This is a genomic window from Rhodococcus sp. 1163, from assembly GCF_002091985.1.
Taxonomy (GTDB): Bacteria; Actinomycetota; Actinomycetes; order Mycobacteriales; family Mycobacteriaceae; genus Rhodococcoides.
This window is the reverse complement of sequence record NZ_MKKX01000030.1, coordinates 26199-48867: the sequence shown is the minus strand read 5'-3', so window position 1 is coordinate 48867 and position 22669 is coordinate 26199. Positions and strand designations below refer to the sequence as shown.

Sequence of the window (22669 nt, the reverse complement as noted above, 5' to 3'; positions counted from 1 at the left end):
CGCACGTCTCATTCTCGGTGCCGCCGGCCCGAAGTGACGGTGGCGGGAGCCGAGACGTCGGCCTTCTGCGTCGAGACGGGCACACTTGGTCCTTCGGGCGGCGACCACTGCGTAGAGACTGTTCCCGGAGTGACCGGGCTCGGCGTCTGGCGTGCGATGGTTTTGTCGGTCTCGTAGTAGTACGAGTAGCCTTCGCCGCCCTTGCGGCTGAGGGGCATCATCGTGAAGACCGCGCCGAGAACGTGGGCGCCGATGGTCTCGAGATTGCCGACGGCCCGGGATACTTCGTTTTCGCTGGTGTGCCCGAAGCGGGCGACGATCAGCGCACCGTCACTGTGGGTGGTGAGCAGTGCGGAGTCGGTGACCGGCAGAAGTGGTGCACCGTCGATGATCACGTAGTCGAAGCGTGAACGCAGTTCTTCGATGACGCGACGTGATGCTTCCGATCCGAGCAGTTCCGACGGGTTCGGCGGCAGCGGTCCCGATGCGAGGACGTCGAGTCCTTCGTAGCTGCTGGGCTGGAGGACATCGGTGATGTCTGCTTGCCCGGCGAGGACGGTCGACAGGCCGACCGAACCGATGAGTCCGAGGTACTTCGACACGCGGGGGCGTCGTAGATCGCCTTCGACGAGCACGACGCGGTGGCCTGCTTCGGCGAGAGCGAGCGCGAGGTTGACCGCAACGGTCGTCTTTCCTTCGGCGGGCACTGCACTGGTAACGACGATGACGCGCGGCGGATGGTCGACTTCGAGGAACTGCAGGTTGGTACGCAGTTCGCGGAAGCCTTCGGCGCTCACCGAGTGTGTTGCACCGAAGGAGACGATCGCGGATTCCTTGAACGCCTTGTCGTAAGGAATGGTGCCGACAAGTGCTGTGTTGGAGGCAGCTTCGAGCTTCTTACGAGTCTTGATGGTGTTGTCGAGGCGGTCGCGAAGGACTGCGAGCGCGATGCCGAGGAGCAGGCCCACTGCGGCTCCGAGGGCAAGGTTACGAGTTGTCTTCGGGCTGACCGGTTCAGCGGATTCCTTGGCCTGCTCGACCAACCGGACACCGGAGGCAGGCGCGCCGCCGTCTTCGGGAGTCTCGAGCTCACGGACGAGGATGGTCAACTGGTTGCCCAGCGAGTTCGCGACGTCGCGTGCGGTTCCGGGGTTGGTGTCGACGACGCAGGTGTCGAGCAGGACGGTGTCCGGCGTCGATGTCGCGGTGACCTTGGCGGCCAATTCGGCGGGCGTGATGTTCAAGCCGAGTTCGTCGATCGTGCGGGCGGCCAACGTCTCTCCGGTGACGAGCTCGGAGTACGACGACACGCGCTGCTGCGCGAAGAGGTTGCCCTGGTAGCTTTCGCTCACTGTCGACCCACCGGAGGTGGAGACGAAGACTCGACTGCACGACTGGTAAGTCGGCGTGGTGAGAAGTGAGGCCGCTAGTGCGCCCAGGATGGCGACGGCAACGGTGACGACGATGATCATCCACCGCGTTCGCAGGATCTGGAGGTAGTCCTGGATTTCCACTTGGGCTCCCTAATATTTTCGGTCGAGCTTTAAAATTTATGGCTTCATGTCTTGGTACGCAGGCTCACTCGGTTCGTACGGGCACCACTTCCGGCGCAAGAGTGAATTGCACGACGTCGATGCGCCCGTCTTTGAAGCGCGATGAGCATCCGGTGAGGTAGTGGATGTACCTGTCGTAGTTCTCTTCCGAGGACAGGGCGATTGCTTGCGGCCGCGCAGCGACGAGCCGGTCGGTCCATTCGTCCAGTGTGCGTGCGTAGTGCGGTCCGAGCGCATGCTCGCGCTCTACGCGGAATCCGGCCTCGGTGGACTTCTTGGTCACCATGTCCGACAGCGCCAACTGTCCGCCGGGAAATATCTCGCGCATGATGAAACGCACGAAGTGTGCGTCGTCGCGGGTGAACTCCACCCCGCTGGCGATGACTTCCGCGAGCGGGCGCATCACGATGGTGTGCAGCAGCATCCGGCCGTCGGCGGGGAGAACCGAGCGGCACTTATCGAAGAACGCCGAATATCGCTGACGCCGAAAGTGTTCGAATGCGCCGATGCTGACGATGCGGTCGACGGGCTCGTCGAACTCTTCCCAGCCCTGCAGACGGATGTCCACCGTGCGTGCACTCGACAGGTCCGCCACAGTTTTACGCGCGTGGTCGTATTGGTTTCGACTCAACGTCAAACCGATGACGTCGACGTCGTACTTCTCCACTGCACGCTTGGCCAACGAGCCCCAACCGCATCCGACGTCGAGCAATGTCATCCCGGGCTGCAAGTCCAGCTTGCCCAGCGCGAGATCGATTTTCGCCAGCTGTGCTTGCTCGAGCGTCATATCTTCGCGCTCGAAGTACGCACAGCTGTAGGTCATGCTCGGGTCGAGGAACAGCTCGAAGAACTCGTCGGACAGGTCGTAATGCGCCTGCACATTGTCGACATAAGGCTCGAGCTTCTTGACAGTGCTGGATCGGTTCGTCACGCCACGCCTTCCGCGACCGAGGTGGTGCCGATTGCTCGGCCTATGGTGTGGGCGCTTGCTTCACCCAGCAGGTCTTCGTGTTCAGCATCGATGCGGATGACCGAGAGATGGCCGCCGACGTACTGTTCCCATTGGTGCGAACCGTGAGATTCACGGGCCGCAAAGTACACGACGTCACCGTCGTATATTCGGGGTCGGTGTGCTGCCACCCACCGCGGAGCTGCCACTACCGGGGCATACATTCTGCGGAGATGGTCGCTGGTAAGGAATCCGAGTTCGCTTCGTGTGTAACGCAATTGCGTCACGATTTCCTCGAACGAGGACCCGGTGACTCCCAGTTGGCGCGCCAGATCCTCGACACCGAAGTCGACGGCGTCGGCAGTGGTGTCGGTAGGCACGCTCAGCTGCGGGTCGAGCAGTGCGAGTAGCGCGACTTCCTCCCCCGAGCTCTGCAGGACGGTCGCGACGGCATGCGCGATCACTCCACCGAGCGACCACCCGAGCAGGTGGTAGGGCCCGGTGGGCTGAACTGCGCGGATCTCCCGCACGTATCGGGCCGCGAACGCGTCGATGGAGGCAGGCGAGGGTTCACCGCTGGCGATGCCGGGAACCTGGAGTCCGTAGAGCGGTCGGTCGGTGACCGAGAGCAAGGACAGGTAGCTCCACGCGATGCCGATGGCGGGGTGGATGCAGAACAGTGGCTCTCCTTCGCCCTCGACTCGCAGTGGCAGTACGACATCGAAAACGTCGTCGCCGGCGTCGCCGAGTCCGTCCAGCTTCGCCGCCAACGACGCCGCTGTCGGGTGCGTCAACAGCCAGCTGACAGGTACCGGACGTCCGAGTTCGTCGCCGAGGTTGTCCATCACGCGCACCACGGACAGTGAGTGCCCGCCGAGGTCGAAGAAGTTGTCGTCGACGCCGATGCGGTCGGCGTCGATCTCGAGAACCTCCGCGAACGACGCCCGCACGCTCCACTCCAGCGGGGTCGACGGCGCAAGATGCACGACGGTCGCCAGCGTGGGCTCGGGTAGCGCTCGCGCGTCGATCTTCCCGGAGATCGACATCGGGAGCGTGTCCACGACGGTGACCGAGCCAGGAACCATGTAGGAAGGGATTGTGCGCGTGAGGAATTCGCGGACCGAGCCGGCATCGGTGTCGCCGGCGATGTAGGCGGCCAACGAGTGATCGTGCCCGACCACACAGGCCTGTTCGACGTCGGGATGCCGCAGCAGCGCTGCTTCCACCTCTGCGAGTTCGACGCGATGGCCACGGATCTTGACCTGCGAGTCGACGCGTCCGAGGTATTCGAGTTCGCGCAAGTTCCGGTGCTCCACCCACCGGACGAGGTCGCCGGTTCGGTAGAGGCGTGTTCCTTTGTGGCCCAGCATGTTCGGTACGAAGCGGCTTGCGGTGAGTCCGGGCTGGGACAGGTATCCTTCGGCCAGCCCTGGGCCACCGAGGTACAGCTCCCCCACCACGTTGTCCGGTACGGGCCGCAGCCGTGCGTCGAGGACGACGGCGTCGAACCCGCGCACCGGTCCGCCGATGGTCACCGCGGCGAGGTGTTTCAGTGCGGGCGTGCAGGTTCCCATGACCGTGGCCTCGGTCGGTCCGTAGGCGTTGAACACGGTGCTGCTGTGCGACCAGCGTTGCACCAGTTCGGTATTGGCTGCTTCGCCGGCCATGATGACGACGTCGACGGTCGGTGTGGCCGCCGGGTCGGTGATCTGCAGGACGGTCGGGGTCAGGCACACGTGTGTGACGGCGGTGCTGGTGATGAACTTTTCGAGTTCACGGCCCGCGTAGACCTCGGCGGGCACGACGACCACGGCTGCGCCGACTCCGAATGCGAGGAGCATTTCGAAGATCGAGGCGTCGAAACCTGGGGATGCGAACTGCAGTACCCGGGATTCGGTCTCGACTCCGAACGTTTCGCGTTGGCTCTGCACCAGATCCGCGATTCCCCGGTGTGTCACGCGCACGCCCTTGGGGGCACCCGTCGAACCCGAGGTGTAGATGACATATGCGGTGTCGTCGAGATATGCGGTGTTTTCGACATTCGAGCGAAGCGTGGCTGGTTCGGAAAGGTTGTCGACCGTCACCCATCGTCCTCCGTCGGGAGCGAGGGACGCCCTGGTGATGCCGGTGACGGGCTGGGCGTGTTCGAGGATTTCCTCGATGCGCGCGGCCGGATGGTTCGGGTCGATCGGCAGGTAGCCTGCACCGCTCTTGGCGACGGCCCATAGTGCCGCTACGAGATCGGCGGACCGCGGCAGTGCGACGGCAACCAGCGTTCCCGGTCCCGCGCCTTCGGCGATGATGCTGTCCATCAGCATATTCGAGCGACGGTCCAGTTCGGTGTACGTCAGTGATTCGCCGCCGTCGACGACGGCTGTTGCGTCCGGCCAGGTCTCGGCGGCCCGGCGCACGAGGGTGCCGAGGGTGTAGCGATCTTCGGCACCGTCGTTGTGCGAGAGGACGTTCGAGCGGGCCGCGAGAAAATCGAGGCTGCCGAGTTCGATGTCCGGGCGTGCCGCGACGAGTCGGAGTACCGACTCCAGGCGTTCGGCGAGGGCGACGCACACGGAGCGTTCGAAGCGTTCGCCGGAGTAACCGAGTTGTCCACTCAGACCTTCGGCGGTGTGCTCGATGACGACTTCGAGGTCGAACTGGTTCTCGGAGATGTCGATTCGCTGCGGCGATACTTCACCGGTGCCGAGTTCGAAGGTCGGGATCTCCAGCGCGCCGACGGCGAGGAGCACCTGGAACAGTGGGTGGGAGTCGATGGCTCTGGCCGGTTCCACGGCCTCGACGACCCAGTCGAAGGGGACGGCCGAGTGCGCGAATGCGTCGAGGTCGCGGTCGCGGACGTCGGTGACGAACTGCTCGAATGTCTTGTTCGGTGCCACCTCGGTCCGGAGCACGATGGTGCCGACGAACATGCCGACCAGGTCGTCGAGCGCGGGTTCGGAGCGTCCCGATACCGGGGTGCCGATGGCGATGTCGGCGGTGCCGCTGGCTTCGGCGAGCACGGCGGCCAAGGCAGCGTGGATCACCACGAACAGTGTTGCGCCCACACGGTTCGCGAGGCCGCGGAGGTCGGCGAGCGTGGCAGCGTCGAGTTCGAACGCGATGGGTGCCGCGTTCTCGAAGGAGTTCGGGGTGCCGGTCGGCAGCTCTAGGTAGTCCGGCAGCCCGGCGAGGGTGCGCCGCCAATAGGCGAGCTGTTCGGCTGCGACCGAGTCCAGCACATCCTGCTGCCACAGGCGGTAGTCGGCGTAATCTACTGTCAGCGCGGCGAATTCGGGTTGCGCCCCGGCCCGCCTTGCGGTCAGCGCAATCGAGACGTCGCGGGTCAACGGGGCGAGCGAGAGCCCGTCGACGGCGATGTGATGGGCGACGACCACCAACGACACCTCACCGCCCCTGCATACGACATCGTGTACGACGTTGAGCCGCACGGGTGGCTCGACGGTCAGGTCGAATCCGGTTTCGGCCAGCAGTTTCGCGTCGGCGTGGCGATCGTCGATCGAGGAGACCACGATCTCGGCGTCGAGCAGCATGGCGACCGGGCCGTCCGGGGTGGACGGGTAGACGGTGCGCAACGGTAGGTGCCGGTCGAGCACGTCGACGATTGCGGCGCGTAGTACCGCGAGGTCGGTGTCCGCGGGTAGCGGCAATGCGAACGCGATGTTGTAGGCGGCCGAGGTGGGGTCGAACCGGTTCTGCAGCCACACCCGTCGCTCGGCGGGAGACAGGGCGCCGTGATCGTGTGCCTGCGCCCGATGAACCAGCGCGGGCGGGCTGACGTATGCCTCGGACAGCATGTCGATTGCCGCAGCGAGGGCGCGGGCACTCGGCGCTTCGAACAGTGTCCGAACCGGAACGTGGGTGCCCAGTGCGGCGCCGATGCGCGAGGTTGCGCGTGTGGCACTGAGTGAATCACCGCCGAGCACGAAGAAATTGGCGTCGGCAGACGGATCTACGACGTCGAGGGCGTCGGCGAAGATCCCGAGGATGACTTCCTCGGCCAGCGTTCGAGCTGTCGAGAGGTCTCCGGTTACCGGGGCAGGCGCGACCAGTGCGGAGAGGTCGACCTTGCCGTTGGCGGTGACCGGGATGCGATCGACTGCGACGATCACGGCGGGCACCATCGACAGCGGAAGCCGTTCGAGTAGCCACGGCGTGAGTTCGCGCTGGTCGGCCCCGACCACCCAGGCCACGATTCGGCCGTCGCGGACGTCGGCGACCGCGCTCTGAACCGAAGGATGGGCGGTGAGGGCGGATTCGACGTCGCCGAGTTCGACGCGTACCCCGCGCAATTGGACTTGGGAGTCGCCGCGGCCACGGTAGTCGAGAACACCGGACTCCTGGCGGCGTACGAGGTCGCCGGTCCGATAGAGCCGCTGTCCACCGGGGCCTGCGACGAAGCGCTCCGCGGTCAGCGCGGCGTGGGCGCGGTAACCGCGCGCAATCGAGATGCCACCGAGGTACAGCTCGCCGACGCCACCGACCGGGACCTGCTGTAGGCGAGTGTCGAGCACGAGCGCGTACACGTGTGGCAGCGGTGTGCCGATGGTGACGCGGTCCCCGGCGTCGAGCGGGTCGGTCAGCGTCGCGACGACGGTGGCCTCGGAAGGGCCGTACGCGTTGAGCATTCGCCGTCCGGGTGCCCAGGCGTCGACCACTGCGCTTCCGAGCACGTCTCCGCCGACCGCCACGGTGGTGACACCGGTAACCGGGGGGACGGTGGCGAGCACGGCCGGTGTGGACAGGTAGTGGGTGACGGAGTGGGTAGCGAGGAACCGAGCCATCTCGTCCCCGTCGAGTATCTCGGTGGGTGCGATGACCATGGTGGCGTCTGCTCCGAAGGCCAGCACCAGTTCCAGCACGGCGGCGTCGAAGTTCGTCGAGTATCCGTGCAGCACCCGCGACGAAGCGGTAACGTCGTAGCGCGAAACTACCTGCTGTGCAAGTGCATACACAGCCGCATGCGTCACCGTCACGGGTTTCGGTATGCCGGTGGATCCCGAGGTGTGGATGACGTAGGCGGGGTGGGCCGGGTGCACCGCTGCGGCGCGGTCGGCGTCGACCAATGCGCTGTCGTCGAAATTCTCGGCAGCCGATTCGTCGAGCCAATTGATGCCCTCTTCGACACCGCCGAAGCCCAGCTGGGTGCCGGTGAGGATCTGCTCGCGTCGCAGCGCCGGGTAGCTCGGATCGACCGGCAGGAACGCAGCGCCGGACTTCACCACTGCCCACAGGGCCACGATGTACTCCGCGGACCGTACGAGCGAGAGCGCCACGGTGCTCTCGGGTGCGGCGCCGCGGTCGATCAGCAGGCGCGCCAACCTGTTGGATCGGGCGTCCAGTTCGCGGTAGGTCAGCGTCGATTCACCGTCCACAGCAATCCGGTCTGCCGTCTCGATTGCCAGCACGTCCAGGAGCGTTCCCGTCGCATCGCGCTCGGGTTGCGGAGGCAGAGAGGCGAGTTCGATATCCCCCACCACGACGGACGGGTTCTCCACGACGGCTTCGAGAACGCTCACGAAGGCTGCGGCGAAGCGTTCGACGGTCGCCCGGTCGTACAGGTCGATCGCGTATTCGATATCGCCCGCGATACCGTCGGCAGTTTCGGTGACGACGACGTTGAGGTCGAATTCGGAGGTGTGTGTGGAGATGGGCAGCACGGTGACCGGGAGGTCCTCGATCGACTGGTGGCGGGCATTGTCGAATCCCAGCATCACTTGGAACAGTGGGTGACGGTCGAGGGATCGATCGGTGGTCAGTGCGTCGACGATCCGCTCGAACGGCAGGTCGGAGTGTGCGAACGCGTCGAGATCTGCGTGCCGAACACTCTCGAGGAGTTCGGTGAAGGTGCCGTCGCGGTCCACCTCGACCGCCAAGGGCACGGTGCCGACGAACATTCCGACCATGTCGTCGAGCGCTGCGTGCCCGCGACCGGCCGAGGGCGAACCCAGGACGGTGCGGTCGCAATCACTGAAGCGACTCAAAGTCAGGGCAAGTGCGGCATGGACGACCATGAACGTCGTCGCGTTCTCACCGAGGGCGAGAGCACGAATCCGGGCGTGCACTTCGGTGCCGATGGCGACAGGGACGCCGGCAGTCTGCATCGACTGCACGGCCGGGCGCGGGCGATCGGTCGGCAGCTCTGCACTGGGCCGATCGAGAGCATCGAGTGCGATTGTCCAATAACGTAATTGGTCCTCGGCGGCGGCGTCGACGACAGCTCTGTTCCACACTGCGTATTCGCTGTACTGAGCTTGCAGACGCGGCCATGTGGGGGCATGCCCGGCGGTGCGCGCGGCGTAGGCGACGGTGAAGTCGCGGACGAGTGGATCGATCGACCACCCGTCGACCGAGATGTGATGCATGACGATGACGACAACCGTCGCCTCTGGCGAACCCTCATGCGAGGAGACGGCGAGTAGCGAGGCGCGGATGGGGACCTCGGCAGCGACGTCGAAACCCTTCGATGCCAGCTCAGTGATCGCGTCGTCGAGCTGGTCGGGTCCTACTTCGCTGGTGAGGATCACGGGCAGAACACCGGCTGTGGGCAGCACCACCTGGCGCGGGCCGTTGCCGTCGTCGGGGAAGTAGGTGCGCAGCGATTCGTGGCGTTCGAGCACGTCACGCAGCGCAGCGATGACGAGGCCCGAGTCTCCACCCGAAGGCAACTGCACGGCCACCGGCATGTTGTATGCGGGCGAGGCCGAATCGAATTGGTTGAGAAACCACATCCGCTGCTGCGAGTAGGACAGCGGCACCCGCTCGGGCATGACGGTGTCGAGCAGATCGAGCGAATCTCGCTGATCGACAGCCGAATCGATGGCATCCGCGATCGCGGCGACGGTCGGCGCGTCGAACAGGACCGGCAGCGTGACCGCGGAGCCGAGCCTGGCCACCACTCGCGTCGCGCTCAGCGAATCGCCACCGAGCTCGAAGAACGAGTGGGTGCGGCCGACGATCGGTACGTCCAGTACTTCGGCGAACACCGCAGCGACGGCGCGTTCGGTATCGGATTGCGGGGCAACGTATTCGGTGACCGTGGTCGGTGCCGGGTCGGGTAGTGCCCGACGGTCGAGCTTGCCGCTCGCCGAGAGGGGTAGCGCTTCGAGTTCGACGATGCGGTCCGGAACCATCCACGCCGGAAGCGCGCCGCGCAGGTGCGCACTCAAGAATGCGGACTCACCGACGACGTACGCGACGAGGTGGTCTTCACGAACGTCGACGGCAACGGCGTCGACGCCCGTCAGCTGCAGTGCGACCGATTCGATTTCCCCGAGTTCGAGGCGACGGCCGTGTAGTTGGAGCTGCTGATCGGCGCGGCCCAGGTATTCGAGTGACGTGCCGAAGATCGACCAACGCACCAGATCGCCTGTGCGATAGAGCCTTCGACCGGGTGCAGCTGGATCGGCCACGAAACGGCTCGCGGTGACGCCGGGTTGCCCGTCGTATCCTCGCGCGAGAGAGTCACCGCCGAGGTAGAGCTCGCCGATTCCGCCGTACGGGACGGGCCGCAATCGGCTGTCCAGTACCAGTGCGCGGACACCGGGCAGTGGGCCACCGATGGTGATCCGTTTCCCGACGGCCATGGGTGCGGAGAGTGTGGCGAGGACGGTTGCCTCGGTCGGGCCGTAGGCGTCGAGCATGTCGGGTCCGGCGTCGGCGAACCGGTCGCGGAGCGCGGGCGAGCAAGCCTCACCGCCCACGTCGAATACCTCGAGGCCTTTGACGTCGAGCGGTTCGAGCGTCGCGAGGACGGTCGGGGAGGTGATGAGGTGCGTGATGCGTTCTTCGGCCAGGAGGTCTGCGAGCGCGGGCCCCGCGTACACGTCGGCGGGTGCGATGACCAGCGTGGCACCGGCAGCGAAGGCGGCCAGGATTTCCTGGATGGACGCGTCGAACACCGGTGACGCCAGGTGCAGTACCCGCGCGTCCGGTGAGACCGAGTACCGATCCACTACCGCTGTTGCGAGTTGCGCGAGCCCGCGGTGAGCGAGGCTGACGGCCTTGGGCTTTCCGGTCGAACCGGAGGTATGGATGACGTAGGCCTCGTTGTCGAGGTGAACCTGGTGAGCGTCGAAGGGCAGGGTTTCGGCGCCCAGAAGGTCTTCGATGGCCAGCCACTCGACTGTGCTGGGGAGCGTGCCGAGCAGTGCGCGTCCGGTGATGCCGACGCGCACTCCGATGCCGCCGAGCATGGAGGTCAGGCGGTCGGTCGGATCGTGCGGGTCGACGGGCACGAACGATGCGCCCGCTACCGATACGGACCACAACGCCAGCACGGAGTGCATCGAGCGGTCTAACGCGATTGCGATTCGCGTCTCGGGTGAGGTGAGGAAGGGCGCAAGCTGTCCCGCGATATGGTCTGCACGAGAGACGAATTCGATGCCCGTGAGCTCCTGCCCGGCGTAGCGGACCACGGCGGAGTCCCGCAGCAACTCGGGCAGCAGAACAGGCCGTGGACCCTGCGAGTCCACTGCGAGCAGGGCTTCCTCTTCGGCAGGCGAAAGCACTTTCAGGTCCGCAAGCGGCAACCCGTCCGGTGCTGCGAGCACGGTACGCAGCAGCGCGAGGAACCGCTGATGGTGCGTGCTCAGCTCCTCGGTGCTGTAAATCGCCGGGTTACCGAGGAAGTCGACGCGGGTGCTGGCGCCGGCGACCCCCGGGTAGACGTTGACCATCATGTCGTCGATCGGGCCGCTGGAGAGCACACGGTATTCGCCGATGACGTTGCCGAGCCGAATTGTGCTGTCGTACATCATGATGTTCACGGTCGGGCCGAAAGCTCCACGGCCCGCGGAGGTACTGCCCTCGAACCCGCCGTCGGTTTCACGCTGCATGTCCTCGACGCGGAACCGCTGATGCCGCAGCGCGCCGGTGAGCTCGACCTGGATGCGGCGCAGTAGTTCCTCGATGGTGACGTCTGGGTCGACGCCGATGCGCAGCGGCACGATGTTGGACATCATCCCGGAGGAGTCACGCAGTTTGGTGGTCGCTCGACCCGAGACGGGGAGGCTGAGCATGACGTCGTCGGTGCCGGTCATCCGCGCGAGGTACAGCGCGAACGTCGCGAGCACGACGGGGACGTCGGAAGAGTTGTAGCGCTGGGCGAGCGCGGCCATTGCGTCGGTCAGCTCGTCGTCGAGCACTGCGCCGACGCTGATCGAGACGGCGCTGGGCACGGCCGCACCGGAATGCGAGGTGCCTGCCAGACGTGGCGCATCGGCGTGACCGTCTAGCCTGCCGACCCAGTATTCGCGGTCGGCTTCGTAGCGCGTGGAACCGACGTAGGCGGTTTCGTAGTCGTAGATCGCCCGGACACCGACGGCGCGGGTCTTGGGAACGTCGGCGCCGGTCAGCAGGGCCGTGTACGCGGCGGCGGTGCGCTCCTGAACGGAGATTGCACCCAAGCCGTCCATGACGACGTGGTGAGCTCGGCTGTACCAGAAGTAGTGTGCGTCGCCGACCTGCATGATCTCCGAGGCGATCAGCTGATCGCGGACCAAGTCGACGGGCTTTCGGTATTGCTCGTCCATGTAGCGGTGGGCGTAGCCGACGGGGTCGCTCTCGTCGCGAAGGTCGCGGTAAATCATGGCGTAGGGAACGTTGAGGTCGACCCATTGATAGGGCTGCCCGTCGTCCTCACCCAAGCGCACGCCAGGCGATTCGAGCTCGCGGCACGCGATGTCGGTAGCTCGGATCAACGTGGCGGGGTCGATATCGCCACGGATCTCCACGAACTGGGCGATGGTGAACGGAACCCCCGGCGCCAGCTTCTGCGCGAAGTAGATATTGAGCTGGGCGGGCGACAGCGGGAACAAGTCGATCCCGCTGGGGGCACCTTCCACTGACGACACTTCTGCTACCCCTCCTCACAGTCCTTTGCGCCGGCGGCACAATCTTCACTCCGGAAGAACGTTGCTGAAGCAACGTCGATCAGTAGCGCCCATTTACAAACTAGTGGACCGGAGGTATTTGCTCTACTTATCCAATGCGACTTCCGTGATATTAACCGTTGCGGGCGCAGTACATTTCGGTGAAAACTAGGTGACGTGTATTGAAAAGCGCCATTCCGCTTGTTTCTGGTTATTTCCCTGAATATTTCCAGCCGTTCAGGGGCGGTACCGTACTGCGGCGACTGTCCGGTACAGGATGCGGATGTCGCGGGCGAGTGACCACGAGTCCACATAGCCGCGATCGAGCATCTCCGCGTCCGGTCCGGAGATGTCCGCGCGGGGCGCCAGCATCCACAGCCCGGTGATTCCTGGACGGCAGTCAACGGGGACTTCCACATCGGGAATGCCGGGCCGATCCGCGGCGGGTCGCGGCCCGACCATGCTCATGTCACCCCGAAGAACGTTGATCAGCTCGGGCAGATGATCCATGCCCAGCTTCGTCAGGAGTACGCCGAGGCGCTGCTCAGGGCGTGTTCTGAAGCTCAGGAGCTGAAAACGGACGCCTCGACGACCGATCCGCGTCGTGGACGCGAACGTGGGCTCACCTTCGGCGCCACTGGTCGAAATCACGCATCCGAGGAATACCGGCGCCAGCACTACCAGGATTGTGGCGGCCACCACTCTGTCGAATATGACTTTGGTCGCAGATTGCACCGGATCGAGCCGCGAGGGCCCTGCCGATCCGCCCTGTTGTGGTATCGAGGGGTCCGAACCGCACCCTCCCGAACTACAGCGGATCACTCTCCCGACTCCCCTCTCCGAACCAGACACTTCTCCCCGAGACCGACCGATTGTTATCGTGAGTAACTGCGATTACGTTACGATCTCGGCGCCTACAAGTCGTTGATTTACACGATCGTATTAATTACCGACATCGACAATCATTCAATCGAATTACCACACCACCTCGATGCCCGCTGCCGACGTCGACGCACTAGTCTTCCCACGGGCGTGAATATCTTCTTTTCGGCAATACCCGCGCCCTTCACTCGAACCATCCCTAGCAACAGGAGCCCCGTCGACATGACCTCTGGCACCGACACCCGCCCGCCGTCGCGCAAGAACAAGCGCCCCGTCCTGTTGGGTGTCGGCATCGTTCTGGTCATCGTTCTCGCCTTCCTGGCGTGGCTGGCGTACGAGGCCTTGACGGCGAAGTCCAATTTGGAGACGACGCGGGACGCCGCGAACTCCGCGAAGAACGCCCTGCTCGACGGCGATGTGTCGGGGGCGCAGGCCGCTGCCGCCGAGGCGAGCGAGTCCGCGGACAAGGCGCAGAACGCAGCGTCTTCGCTGCCGTTCACGATCGCTGCAGCAATCCCAGTGCTCGGCAGTCCGCTCGAGACGATCGTCGAGATCACCGATGTCGTCCGCGGCCTCGCCGTCGATGTTCTGGAGCCTGCTGCGCAGGCGAGTGCGAGCATCTCCCCCGACAACGTGATCGAGGGCGGCGGCCGAGTGAACTTGCAGTCGCTTACCGAAGCCGAGCCGATCCTCGCCGAGACTTCTGCAGCGGCACAGGACCTCTACGCGCAGGCTCAGGCGATCGAGGCGCCGGCCTATCTCGGAGTCGTCGACGACGCCCGTGTGCAGCTCGAGAATCAGACCCACGATCTGTCTGGCTTGCTGACCAATACTTACACCGCGAGCCGCATCGTTCCTTCGATGATGGGCGCCGACGGTCCCCGCTCCTACTTTCTCGCCTTCCAGACCAACGCCGAGGCGCGCGGCACGGGTGGTCTACTCGGCGGATTCGGAATTGTGCGCGCCGACAACGGAACTGCCCGGGTAGATACCCTCGGCAGCAACCGCGAGCTGGAGTTCGCGGAGCAGCCGATCGATCTGGGCCCCGAGTACAACGCACTGTGGGGTCCGCGTAACACCACGACCGACTTCCGCAATTCCAATGCGAGCCCGCACTTTCCGTACGCCGGCCAGATCTGGTCTTCGATGTGGGCCGAGCAGACCGGGGAGAAGCTCGACGGCGCCATCGCTACCGATCCGATTGCTCTGGGCTACATTCTCGACGCCACCGGCCCGGTCACCCTCGCCGACGGTGAAGTCATTTCCGGTGACAACGTCGTCGAGGTGACGCTGTCCACTGCGTACGCTCGCTTCGGCGAAGATCAGCTGGCACGCAAGAACTACCTGCAGGAAATCTCGCAGGCTGTCGTGTCGAAGATGACGACCGGTGTCGCGCCGACCCGCAAGTTGCTCGACGCGGTCGGCCGGGCAGGCAGTGAGGGACGCATCTCGGTGTGGAGCGCAGATCCCGCCGAACAGGAAACCCTGGAGGGCACGAAGGTCGGCCATGCGCTCCCAGACGATCCTGCCCCGTATGCCAACGTGATCGTCAACAACGCAGGCGGAAACAAACTCGACTACTACCTCACTCGCGATATCTCGTACACCGCGGAATCCTGCACCGGCCCGACCCGGAAGTCGACGGTCACGGCGACACTGACCAACACCGTGGTTTCGGACGGACTGACCCAGTACGTGGCCAGCACGTTCCAGCCCGGTGTCCCGTACGGCACCAACGAGTCGATCGCCTACCTGTACGGGACGCAGGGCGCCAAGATCACCGGCATGAAGGTCGACGGCGTCAACGCCTTCTCGGTCCAGAAGGGTACCGAGCTGGGTCGGCCCGTCCAGGCTGCGTACGTCACGATTCCGCCCGGTGAATCCTCAACTGTCACTTGGGAACTGGAGGAGCCTTCCGTTTCCGGTGAAGCTACGGTTCCGGTCCAGCCGTTGGTGGACACTCCTACTATCAGCATCGATCTTCCCCAATGCTGATAGTGGAGCACTGACGGCCCCGGAGCTGTAGATTGCGCGGGCTATGCCGGCCGATGGTTCACCCCATCGAGCCGGCATAGCTCGTTCATCAGCAGGTTTCGCGGTAGACCTCCACGATCGGCGCCAGCTCCTGCGGCGTTGCGCCATGCAGGATCACCGCATCTGCGCCGTAGTCGAACTCCTTGCGAATCCGGTCGACGCACTGTCCTGCCGTCCCGGTTGCCGATGGTTCCAGCCACTCCTCGGGCAACAGTGTCGCGATGTGTTCCAGCTGATCTGTCGTGGCTTTGCTGTCGATACCCCCGGCGATCGAGGTCACCACCGAGTCTGCGCGAAAACGCTGCAGCACAGCAGGATCCCAATCGTTCGTCTTGACCAGGAGGTCGCCGTAGCCCTGCAGATACGTCGCCAACCGAGCTACGGTCTTCTTCACGCGTAATTCCTCGGGCAGGTGATCGCCTACCGTCGCCAAGCACGACCACACTCTGACGCTGTCCGGGTCTCGCCCGGCCTGCTCGGCCGCCGTCTTCACGGTCTTCACCGCACGTTGGAGTGTCTGGGGAGTGAAGTACGTGTGCAGAATGACGTCGTCGAATTCTCGGCCGCCCAATTTCAAAGTGTTGGGGCCGAACGCGACGATCGCCAAGCGAATGTCCTCGTCGAAATCTGAATCCAGAAACAATACCGGCCATTTTCCCAGCGGCCCATCATGATTGACGATGACTTCACCATGCCACAACCGTCGGGTGATCTGGGCCCAGTCCTCCATCATCGCCGTGGTCACCGACGGCACCCCGAATGCACTGCCCATTGCCGCGATGCCGCGCCCGATCCCGAGCGTGAACCTCCCACCCGAGAGTCGGTGCAGAGTCGTCGCCCACGATGCGGTGATCAGTGGGTGCCGGGTGTTGTGATTGGTCGCTGCGGTACCGATGCGCATTCGATCGGTGACCGCGCAGGCAGCGCCGGACAGTGACGACGCTTCCTTCACATTCCAGCGTTCGGAGATCCAGGCGGTCCCGAATCCCATGTCCTCGCCGAGCCGGGCCTCGTCCATCAGCGTCGCGGGCCCGTCGCTCCCGGCACCCGCCAGTAGGTAGTAGCCCAGTTCGTCCAGGACTCGTGCGTTCGACGCCATGTGAGATTCTCCGATTCTGGAATAGGCGACGCGGGCCATCCACAGGATTCATGCCGCTCGACCAATGGATTTGACGGTCGTCAATTAAGCTAGTTGCCCCGGGTCTCGTACGCAAGACCCTTCCGGCCCCGTGCTTCCTGTCCGGCTCTTCCGGACGTGCGCCGTCGGGCAACAAAGACACCCTTGCCTATTGGCCGATGCTCATCTAACTTAATTGACGAGCGTCAAATGCCACACCAAACCCCATGCGCCGGTTGCGATTCACGCCAGTGCGCCCAGTAGACACCTAGAGCCAGTTCCGTGGAAGGGACCCACAGTGAGCACACCCGTATCGATCCCCCGTTTTCCAGACGAGGTAACCAGCACCTGGCTCACCGGCGTGCTCGCCCCAAAGGGGGAGGAAATACAGGTAAGCGATGTCATCGTCGATCCCATCGGCACAGGTCAGACCGGTGCTACGTACCGAATCTCGGCAACTTATTCGGCCAACCCCGCCGGATTGCCGACCACGTTCGTCATCAAGTTGCCCGTCGAGGACGACGAGAGTCGCGCACGGGTAGCTCTCGGCTACCGAAGCGAGTGCGCCTTCTATGCGTCGGTAGCCGACCAAGTGCAGATCCCCGTGCCTCGGTCGTTTCATTGCGAAATTACCGAAGATTCGTTGAACTATGCACTCCTGCTGGCAGATCAAGCGCCCAAAGAGCAGGGGGATCAGATCGCGGGCTGTAGCGAACGGGAAGCGAAGCTTGCCGGTGCTGCAATCGCCGGCCTGCACGGCCCGACGTGGAATGCTCCGGAATGGCTTACATTCGATGGGCTTGCCATGATATCGCTCGACGCTGCGGGCGCAAAGGGATTGGGCGACGTCTGTGTCATGAGTGCGGGCCTCACCGCCGAGAAGCTGGCGGCACGACTCAGCAGTGCGGACGTCGAAACCCTCACCGCAGCAATGAGCCTGGTGACCCCATGGCTGCTGGCGGACTTCGGACGCTTCAGTTTGCTTCATGGTGACTACCGTCTCGACAACATACTTTTTCACCCCGACAACGATGAGATTTCGGTCGTGGATTGGCAGACCCTGAGTGTCGGGCTACCCGCTCGGGATCTCGCCTATTTCATGGGCACCAGCGTTCGAACCGAGCTGCGCAGGTCCATCGAGCGCAACGTCGTGGATACTTATCACGCCGCGCTGAGCGGGTACGAGATCGACGGGTTCGACCTCGAAAGTTGCTGGCATGATTACAGGTTCGGAATGATTCAAGCATTGCTGATGCCCTCGCTCGGATGCGCTTTCGCAGTCGACTCCTCTCGCGGTGACGACATGTTCGTGTCCATGATCGAGCGTGGTTGCCAGGCAATCCGGGATCTCGACACTCTGAAGTTGGTAGCAGAGGAGAGCGTGACCGGCCGGACACCCGGGTCGGCTCAAAATTCTTGACGTCCGTCAAATTAGCACCTAAAGTGACCGCTGTCACCCCCTTGAAGTAAGCGAGTCGATCATGACCACGAAGTTCGATAAGCCCACCACTGCGATCATCGGTGCAGGAATCTCCGGACTCACCGCCAGCAAGATGCTCGACGACTACGGCGTTCCGCACACCTGCTTCGAGATGTCCGATCGCATCGGTGGCAACTGGGCCTTCGGAAACCCGAACGGCATGTCGAGCGCCTACAAGTCTTTGCATATCGACACCTCCAAATACCAACTGTCGTTCCGGGACTTCCCGATGCCCGAGAGCTACCCGGACTTCCCGCACCACACACTGGTCAAGGAGTATCTGGAGGATTACGCCGAGGCCTTCGACCTGAAGAAGAACATCGAGTTCTCCAACGGCGTTCGCAGTGCGCGTCGCAAGCCCGGTGGCGGATGGGAACTGGACCTGCAAGATGGTTCGACTCGTGAGTTCGACTTTCTGGTGGTCGGCAACGGTCACCACTGGGACGCTCGGTTGCCGGAGTTCGAAGGTGAGTTCACCGGGGAGAGCATCCACTCGCACCTCTACATTGATCCAGAACAGCCATTGCACCTGCGCGGCAAGCGAATTCTGGTGGTCGGTATCGGTAATTCGGCGGCTGACATCGCCGTCGAACTGTCCAGTCGCACCCTCGACAACGACGTCGTGATCTCGACTCGCTCGAGTGCGTGGATCGTGCCCAAATACATCAGGGGAAAGCCCGCGGACATGGGTTTCAAGACCTCGCCGCACATCCCGCTGAAGTGGCAACGCAAGGTCATCGCCAAGGTGGCGCCCATGCAGAACGGGTATCCCTCGGACATGGGGTTGCCGGAGCCGAACCACAAATTCATGGAGGCACACCCCACCCAGTCGGTGGAATTGCCGCTGCGTCTGGGATCGGGCGATCTGACCGCCAAGGGCAATCTGAAGCGTCTGGACGGCAAGACCGTGCATTTCGAGGACGGCACCAGTGCCGACTTCGACGTGATCATCTACGCCACCGGATACAACATCACGTTCCCGTTCTTCGATCCGGAGTTCTTCTCGGCCAAGGGAAATCACATCAGCTTGTACAAGCGGATGTTCTCCCCCGGCATCGACGACCTGGCGTTCATCGGATTCGCCCAGTCCACCCCGACCCTGTTCCCGTTCGTGGAAGCCCAGACCCGGATCCTCGGCGCATACCTGGTCGGCCAGTACGCGCTCCCTTCGGTCGAGGAGATGAAGCGGGTCATTGCAGAGGACGAGGCTCTGTACCTGGGGCACATGCTTCCGACTGCGCGTCACACTCAGCAATTGGACTACTTCGTCTACGAGCACCAATTGCGAACGAAGGAACTGCCGACCGGGCGGGCTCGGGTTTGCCGATGAACGCTCGGATCGCTGCTCAGAGGAGCCTGTCGAAAGGAGACGCGCGCCGAAGTGCGCTGCTGGCGGCACTCGACGATTCACTGCGGGAGGTGGACAGTGTCGAGTCGATCAACGTTGCCGACCTGTCCCGTCGGGCCGGAGTCACTCGCTCAGCGTTCTACTTCTATTTCGAGAACAAGGCCGCGGCGGTCGGCGCACTGATGGAAGTCATCTACGAGGAAGCGGCCGAGGCCGGAGCCTGGTTGACCGACGTCTCTCGCGACCCGACCGAGCGCATCGGTAAAGCCGTCTCGCATCTGTTCACCGTGACCGAGCGGCACGAGCATCTCTACCGTGCAGTGCTGGAGGCCCGAGCCACCAACCCGTCCATCCGCACGATGTGGGAGGCCGATCGGGTCTCGTTCGAAGAGGCCGTAGCCGACATGATCGAAGCCGAACGCGCTGCCGGCCGGGCGACGGACGGAGTCGACGCACGAGCGTTGGCTGCGGTTCTGCTGGACGTCAACGACCGCAATATGGAACGTCGAGTGATGGGCTCGTGCCCCGATCATGACCTGCATGTCGAGGTGGTCACCAGTATCTGGGTGCGCTCCATCTACGGCACCCAACCCCTTCCCTGAGTCGCGATCCCCTGTAATTCGACTCCCGTTCAACACCTTTGGAGCCAGGTATGAATGAGAACGACAACACCATGACCCTGCCTGCTACAGCATCGAGCAGCACGGTATCGAGCACCGTCGGCTTCACAGTGGCGGGTACACGGTGCGAGGGCACCCACTTCTCGGCTCGCAGTGACGCGTTGGCAACGGCGTCAGGTCGCCCGGTCGTCGTGTTGGCCCATGGCTTGGGTGGCACCCGGGACTCGGGCCTCGACGGCTTCGCCGAGGCATTCGCCGCAGCGGGGTTGGACGCCTTCACCTTCGACTACCGCGGTTTCGGCACCAGCGGCGGCGACGAGCGACAGACCGTGTCCTTGGCAGGTCAGGTCGAGGACTGGCAGGCGGCGGTCGACGCTGCCGCGCAGCTCCCCGGCGTCGATCCGCAGCGGATCGTCCTATGGGGCGTCTCACTGGCCGGCGGCCACGTACTCCAGGTGGCTGCTGACCGCAACGATATTGCGGCCGTCATCGCGGTGGTGCCGATGGTCGACGGCCTGGCCGCCATGCGGCACGCCCTTGCAGCGCACGGCCCGTTGACCCTGCTCAAGGCCACTGCGACGGGAATTGCTGCGCGCGTGCGGGCCAACGTCGGCAAGCCCACGATGCTGCCGGTCGTCGGCAAGCCGGGGCAGCCCGGTGCGCTCACCTTGTCCGGTGCTTATGAGGACTTCCACTCGATCGCAGGTCCGTCCTGGCGCAACGAAGTACGCGCCGACGTCGGCCTGGAACTCGGCACCAGAGCGCCCGCCCAGGCCGCTGCGAAGATCAAGGTCCCGCTGCTGGTTCAGATCGCCGACTTCGACCGGTCAGCACCCCCGCGTGCGGCGGCACTGGCAGCCTTCGCGGGCCGCGCCGAAGTGCGTCACTACCCGGGCGACCACTTCGACCTGTTCCCGGGCAAGCCTTTTCACGGGCCTGCCGTCGAACATGCGGTGCACTTCGTGACGCGTCACCTGACCCCTCGAGCGAACTGAGGCGTCACTTCCGCGTCAGGTCAGCGAGCGGCAGCCTTCCCCGCCTTGCGGGCTCGTTGAGCCTGCCACTTGCGCTGTCGAGCCACGAACAATATCGACGAGCGTTGCATCAGTCCCGGTGCGAGCCGGTTGAACCGCCATGCCAGGCGAGCCGAGCGCGGCGCGACCAGGATCGCCTTGTTCCCGGCGACGGCCGCCAGCACCTCATCGGCCAGCTTCGCCGGTGAGTGCGGGGTCTCGATACGCTGCCCCTTGAGGTAGTAGTCCCGGCCCACGAAGTCGTCGATCGAGCCCTTGTCCAAGATCGGGGTATCGACTGCTCCCGGACAGATAACGGTGACACCCACGCCCTTGGCCGCCGCCTCGGTGCGCAGCGCGAGCGAGAGTCCGACCACTGCGTGCTTCGTGGCGACGTAGCTGGTGATCAGACCGGCTGCCATCAGGCCACCAGCCGAGGCCGTGTTGACGATGTGACCATTGCCCTGGGCGATCATCTTCGGGTAGGCCGCATGGATGCCATGCACCACGCCACGCAGGTTCACGTCGATGATCTGATTCCACTGGGCCAGGGTCAGGTGCTCGGTCTCGCCGCCGAAGCTGATGCCGGCGTTGTTGAAGATCATGTCGATCCGACCGTGCTCGGCGACCACCCGGTCCACGGCTGCCAGGACCTGCTCGGGGTCGGTGACGTCGAGCGCCTCGGCACGAGCCCGCGGTCCCAGTGCCGCAGCAGTGCGTCGCGCAGCCACCTGGTCGAGGTCGGTGCAGACGACATACGCGCCGGCCTCGACCAGCGCTGCGGCCAACGCGGCCCCGATACCGGACCCTGCCCCGGTCACCAGCGCGGCGCGCCCGACAAAGCGGCCCCGGTAGGGATTGGCGCCGTCCGCGCCCGCAGACCCAGTGCGGTTCATCCGAAGGCCTTCTCGATCAGACCCAGTAGGTCCGGGTAGCGCTTCAAGTGTGCACCGCCATTGACCTGCATGTCCTCACCTGTCGTCCACGCCGCACCGTCGGACAGCAGGTACTCACAGGCGGCCGCGATTTCCAGTCCCGTCCCGGTGCGTCCGAGCGGCGTGTTCTCGACGTAGTCCTCACGCACACCGGGGATCTCCATGGCCGGCGAGGTCAACGGCGTGACGACGAGACCGGGAGAGACCGTGTTGACCCGGATCTGCCGCGGAGCCAACTCCAGAGCCGTCACCTTCGAGAGCATCAGGAGCCCGGCCTTGGCCGTGCAGTAGGCCGCCAGCCCCGATCCGGGTTGGGTCCCGTTGAGCGAGGCCAGGGTGACCAACGATCCACCGTCGGCGACGCGGCTTCCGGCGTGCTTGAGCACATGGAACGCGCCGACCAAAGAGATCTCCAGAATGCGCCGAAACTCGGCCGAATCGTGGTTGACGACGGGCGAAAGAGTGCTCGTGCCGGCACAGTTCACCAGGCCGGTGAACGAGCCGTGTTCGACGATGATTTTCTCGAATAGTGCCTGCACCGTTGCCTCGTCGGCGACGTCCACCGGGAGTATCGACTCACTGCTCACCAGATCGGCGCCAATGACGTGATGGCCCTGTGCACGCAGATGCTCGGTGATCGCGGCACCGATACCGGAGGCGGCACCGATCACCACCGTGGTCTTGGCGACAGCGGGCTCGGCGGTCTCGGATGAGGGGGACATGCGCACTCCTGACATGCGTCGAAACTTGTTGACGTGTGTCAACTTAGCTCCTGGAGTGATCGCTGTCACCCCCCTCGACACCTCTGTTCTTATCGAAGCGATTCGTCAAGCCTGCGTTTCTACCGCTGCCGA

Annotated in this window: 12 protein-coding genes; 5 read left to right on the top strand and 7 right to left on the bottom strand. The window is 64.3% G+C overall.

Features of this window, described 5'->3' with window-relative positions; translation table 11 throughout:
• Positions 1-8: 8 nt before the first annotated feature.
• The 4 genes from BJD99_RS12375 to BJD99_RS12360 all read right to left on the bottom strand — a co-directional run bounded on the left by BJD99_RS12375 (position 9) and on the right by BJD99_RS12360 (position 13121).
• Complete coding sequence (locus BJD99_RS12375; protein WP_084347149.1) at positions 9-1514, bottom strand: polysaccharide biosynthesis tyrosine autokinase; 1506 nt, start codon at positions 1512-1514, stop codon at positions 9-11.
• Between the two features lie 64 nt (positions 1515-1578).
• Positions 1579-2484 (bottom strand): cyclopropane mycolic acid synthase family methyltransferase, encoded by a 906-nt coding sequence (locus BJD99_RS12370; protein ID WP_084347148.1) that lies wholly within the window; start codon positions 2482-2484, stop codon positions 1579-1581.
• Entirely contained in the window at positions 2481-12368 is a 9888-nt protein-coding gene (locus BJD99_RS12365; RefSeq protein ID WP_256895642.1) for a non-ribosomal peptide synthetase, read from the bottom strand. The genes BJD99_RS12370 and BJD99_RS12365 overlap by 4 nt, the downstream gene beginning before the upstream one ends.
• Before the next feature lie 255 nt (positions 12369-12623).
• Positions 12624-13121, bottom strand: coding sequence for a sugar transferase (locus tag BJD99_RS12360; RefSeq protein ID WP_256895641.1), 498 nt, complete (start codon positions 13119-13121; stop codon positions 12624-12626).
• A 369-nt stretch (positions 13122-13490) separates the two neighbouring features.
• Between BJD99_RS12360 and BJD99_RS12355 the strand changes: the two genes are divergently transcribed.
• The gene (locus BJD99_RS12355) at positions 13491-15263 is read left to right on the top strand and encodes a DUF4012 domain-containing protein (protein WP_084347146.1); all 1773 of its coding nucleotides are present in this window, start codon (positions 13491-13493) and stop codon (positions 15261-15263) included.
• Between the two features lie 88 nt (positions 15264-15351).
• Here BJD99_RS12355 and BJD99_RS12350 read toward each other — a convergent pair whose 3' ends face one another.
• Positions 15352-16401: a TIGR03857 family LLM class F420-dependent oxidoreductase gene (locus BJD99_RS12350; RefSeq protein WP_084347239.1), complete on the bottom strand. Its 1050-nt coding sequence runs from the start codon at positions 16399-16401 to the stop codon at positions 15352-15354.
• 316 nt (positions 16402-16717) lie between these two features.
• Between BJD99_RS12350 and BJD99_RS12345 the strand changes: the two genes are divergently transcribed.
• From BJD99_RS12345 to BJD99_RS12330, 4 genes are all read left to right on the top strand, one after another.
• Positions 16718-17839: a phosphotransferase family protein gene (locus tag BJD99_RS12345; RefSeq protein ID WP_084347145.1), complete on the top strand. Its 1122-nt coding sequence runs from the start codon at positions 16718-16720 to the stop codon at positions 17837-17839.
• Between the two features lie 61 nt (positions 17840-17900).
• Positions 17901-19229, top strand: a complete 1329-nt coding sequence (locus BJD99_RS12340) for an NAD(P)/FAD-dependent oxidoreductase (RefSeq protein WP_084347144.1) — start codon at positions 17901-17903, stop codon at positions 19227-19229.
• Complete coding sequence (locus BJD99_RS12335) at positions 19226-19849, top strand: TetR/AcrR family transcriptional regulator (protein WP_084347143.1); 624 nt, start codon at positions 19226-19228, stop codon at positions 19847-19849. Before BJD99_RS12340 ends, BJD99_RS12335 begins: the two co-directional genes overlap by 4 nt.
• Before the next feature lie 50 nt (positions 19850-19899).
• On the top strand, positions 19900-20862 hold the full coding sequence (locus tag BJD99_RS12330; protein ID WP_143542136.1) for an alpha/beta hydrolase: 963 nt from the start codon (positions 19900-19902) through the stop codon (positions 20860-20862).
• A gap of 20 nt (positions 20863-20882) precedes the next feature.
• Here BJD99_RS12330 and BJD99_RS12325 read toward each other — a convergent pair whose 3' ends face one another.
• Positions 20883-21776: an SDR family oxidoreductase gene (locus tag BJD99_RS12325; protein WP_084347142.1), complete on the bottom strand. Its 894-nt coding sequence runs from the start codon at positions 21774-21776 to the stop codon at positions 20883-20885.
• Complete coding sequence (locus tag BJD99_RS12320; RefSeq protein WP_084347141.1) at positions 21773-22537, bottom strand: SDR family NAD(P)-dependent oxidoreductase; 765 nt, start codon at positions 22535-22537, stop codon at positions 21773-21775. Before BJD99_RS12320 ends, BJD99_RS12325 begins: the two co-directional genes overlap by 4 nt.
• Between the last annotated feature and the right edge of the window lie 132 nt (positions 22538-22669).

Bases quoted from the DNA above. Each gene is read 5' to 3' on its own strand.
- BJD99_RS12355 (WP_084347146.1), top strand. From the start codon at position 13,491: ATGACCTCTGGCACCGACACCCGCCCGCCGTCGCGCAAGAACAAGCGC.
- BJD99_RS12350 (WP_084347239.1), bottom strand. From the start codon at position 16,401: ATGGCGTCGAACGCACGAGTCCTGGACGAACTGGGCTACTACCTACTG.
- BJD99_RS12340 (WP_084347144.1), top strand. From the start codon at position 17,901: ATGACCACGAAGTTCGATAAGCCCACCACTGCGATCATCGGTGCAGGA.
- BJD99_RS12335 (WP_084347143.1), top strand. From the start codon at position 19,226: ATGAACGCTCGGATCGCTGCTCAGAGGAGCCTGTCGAAAGGAGACGCG.
- BJD99_RS12330 (WP_143542136.1), top strand. From the start codon at position 19,900: ATGAATGAGAACGACAACACCATGACCCTGCCTGCTACAGCATCGAGC.
- BJD99_RS12325 (WP_084347142.1), bottom strand. From the start codon at position 21,776: ATGAACCGCACTGGGTCTGCGGGCGCGGACGGCGCCAATCCCTACCGG.
- BJD99_RS12320 (WP_084347141.1), bottom strand. From the start codon at position 22,537: ATGTCCCCCTCATCCGAGACCGCCGAGCCCGCTGTCGCCAAGACCACG.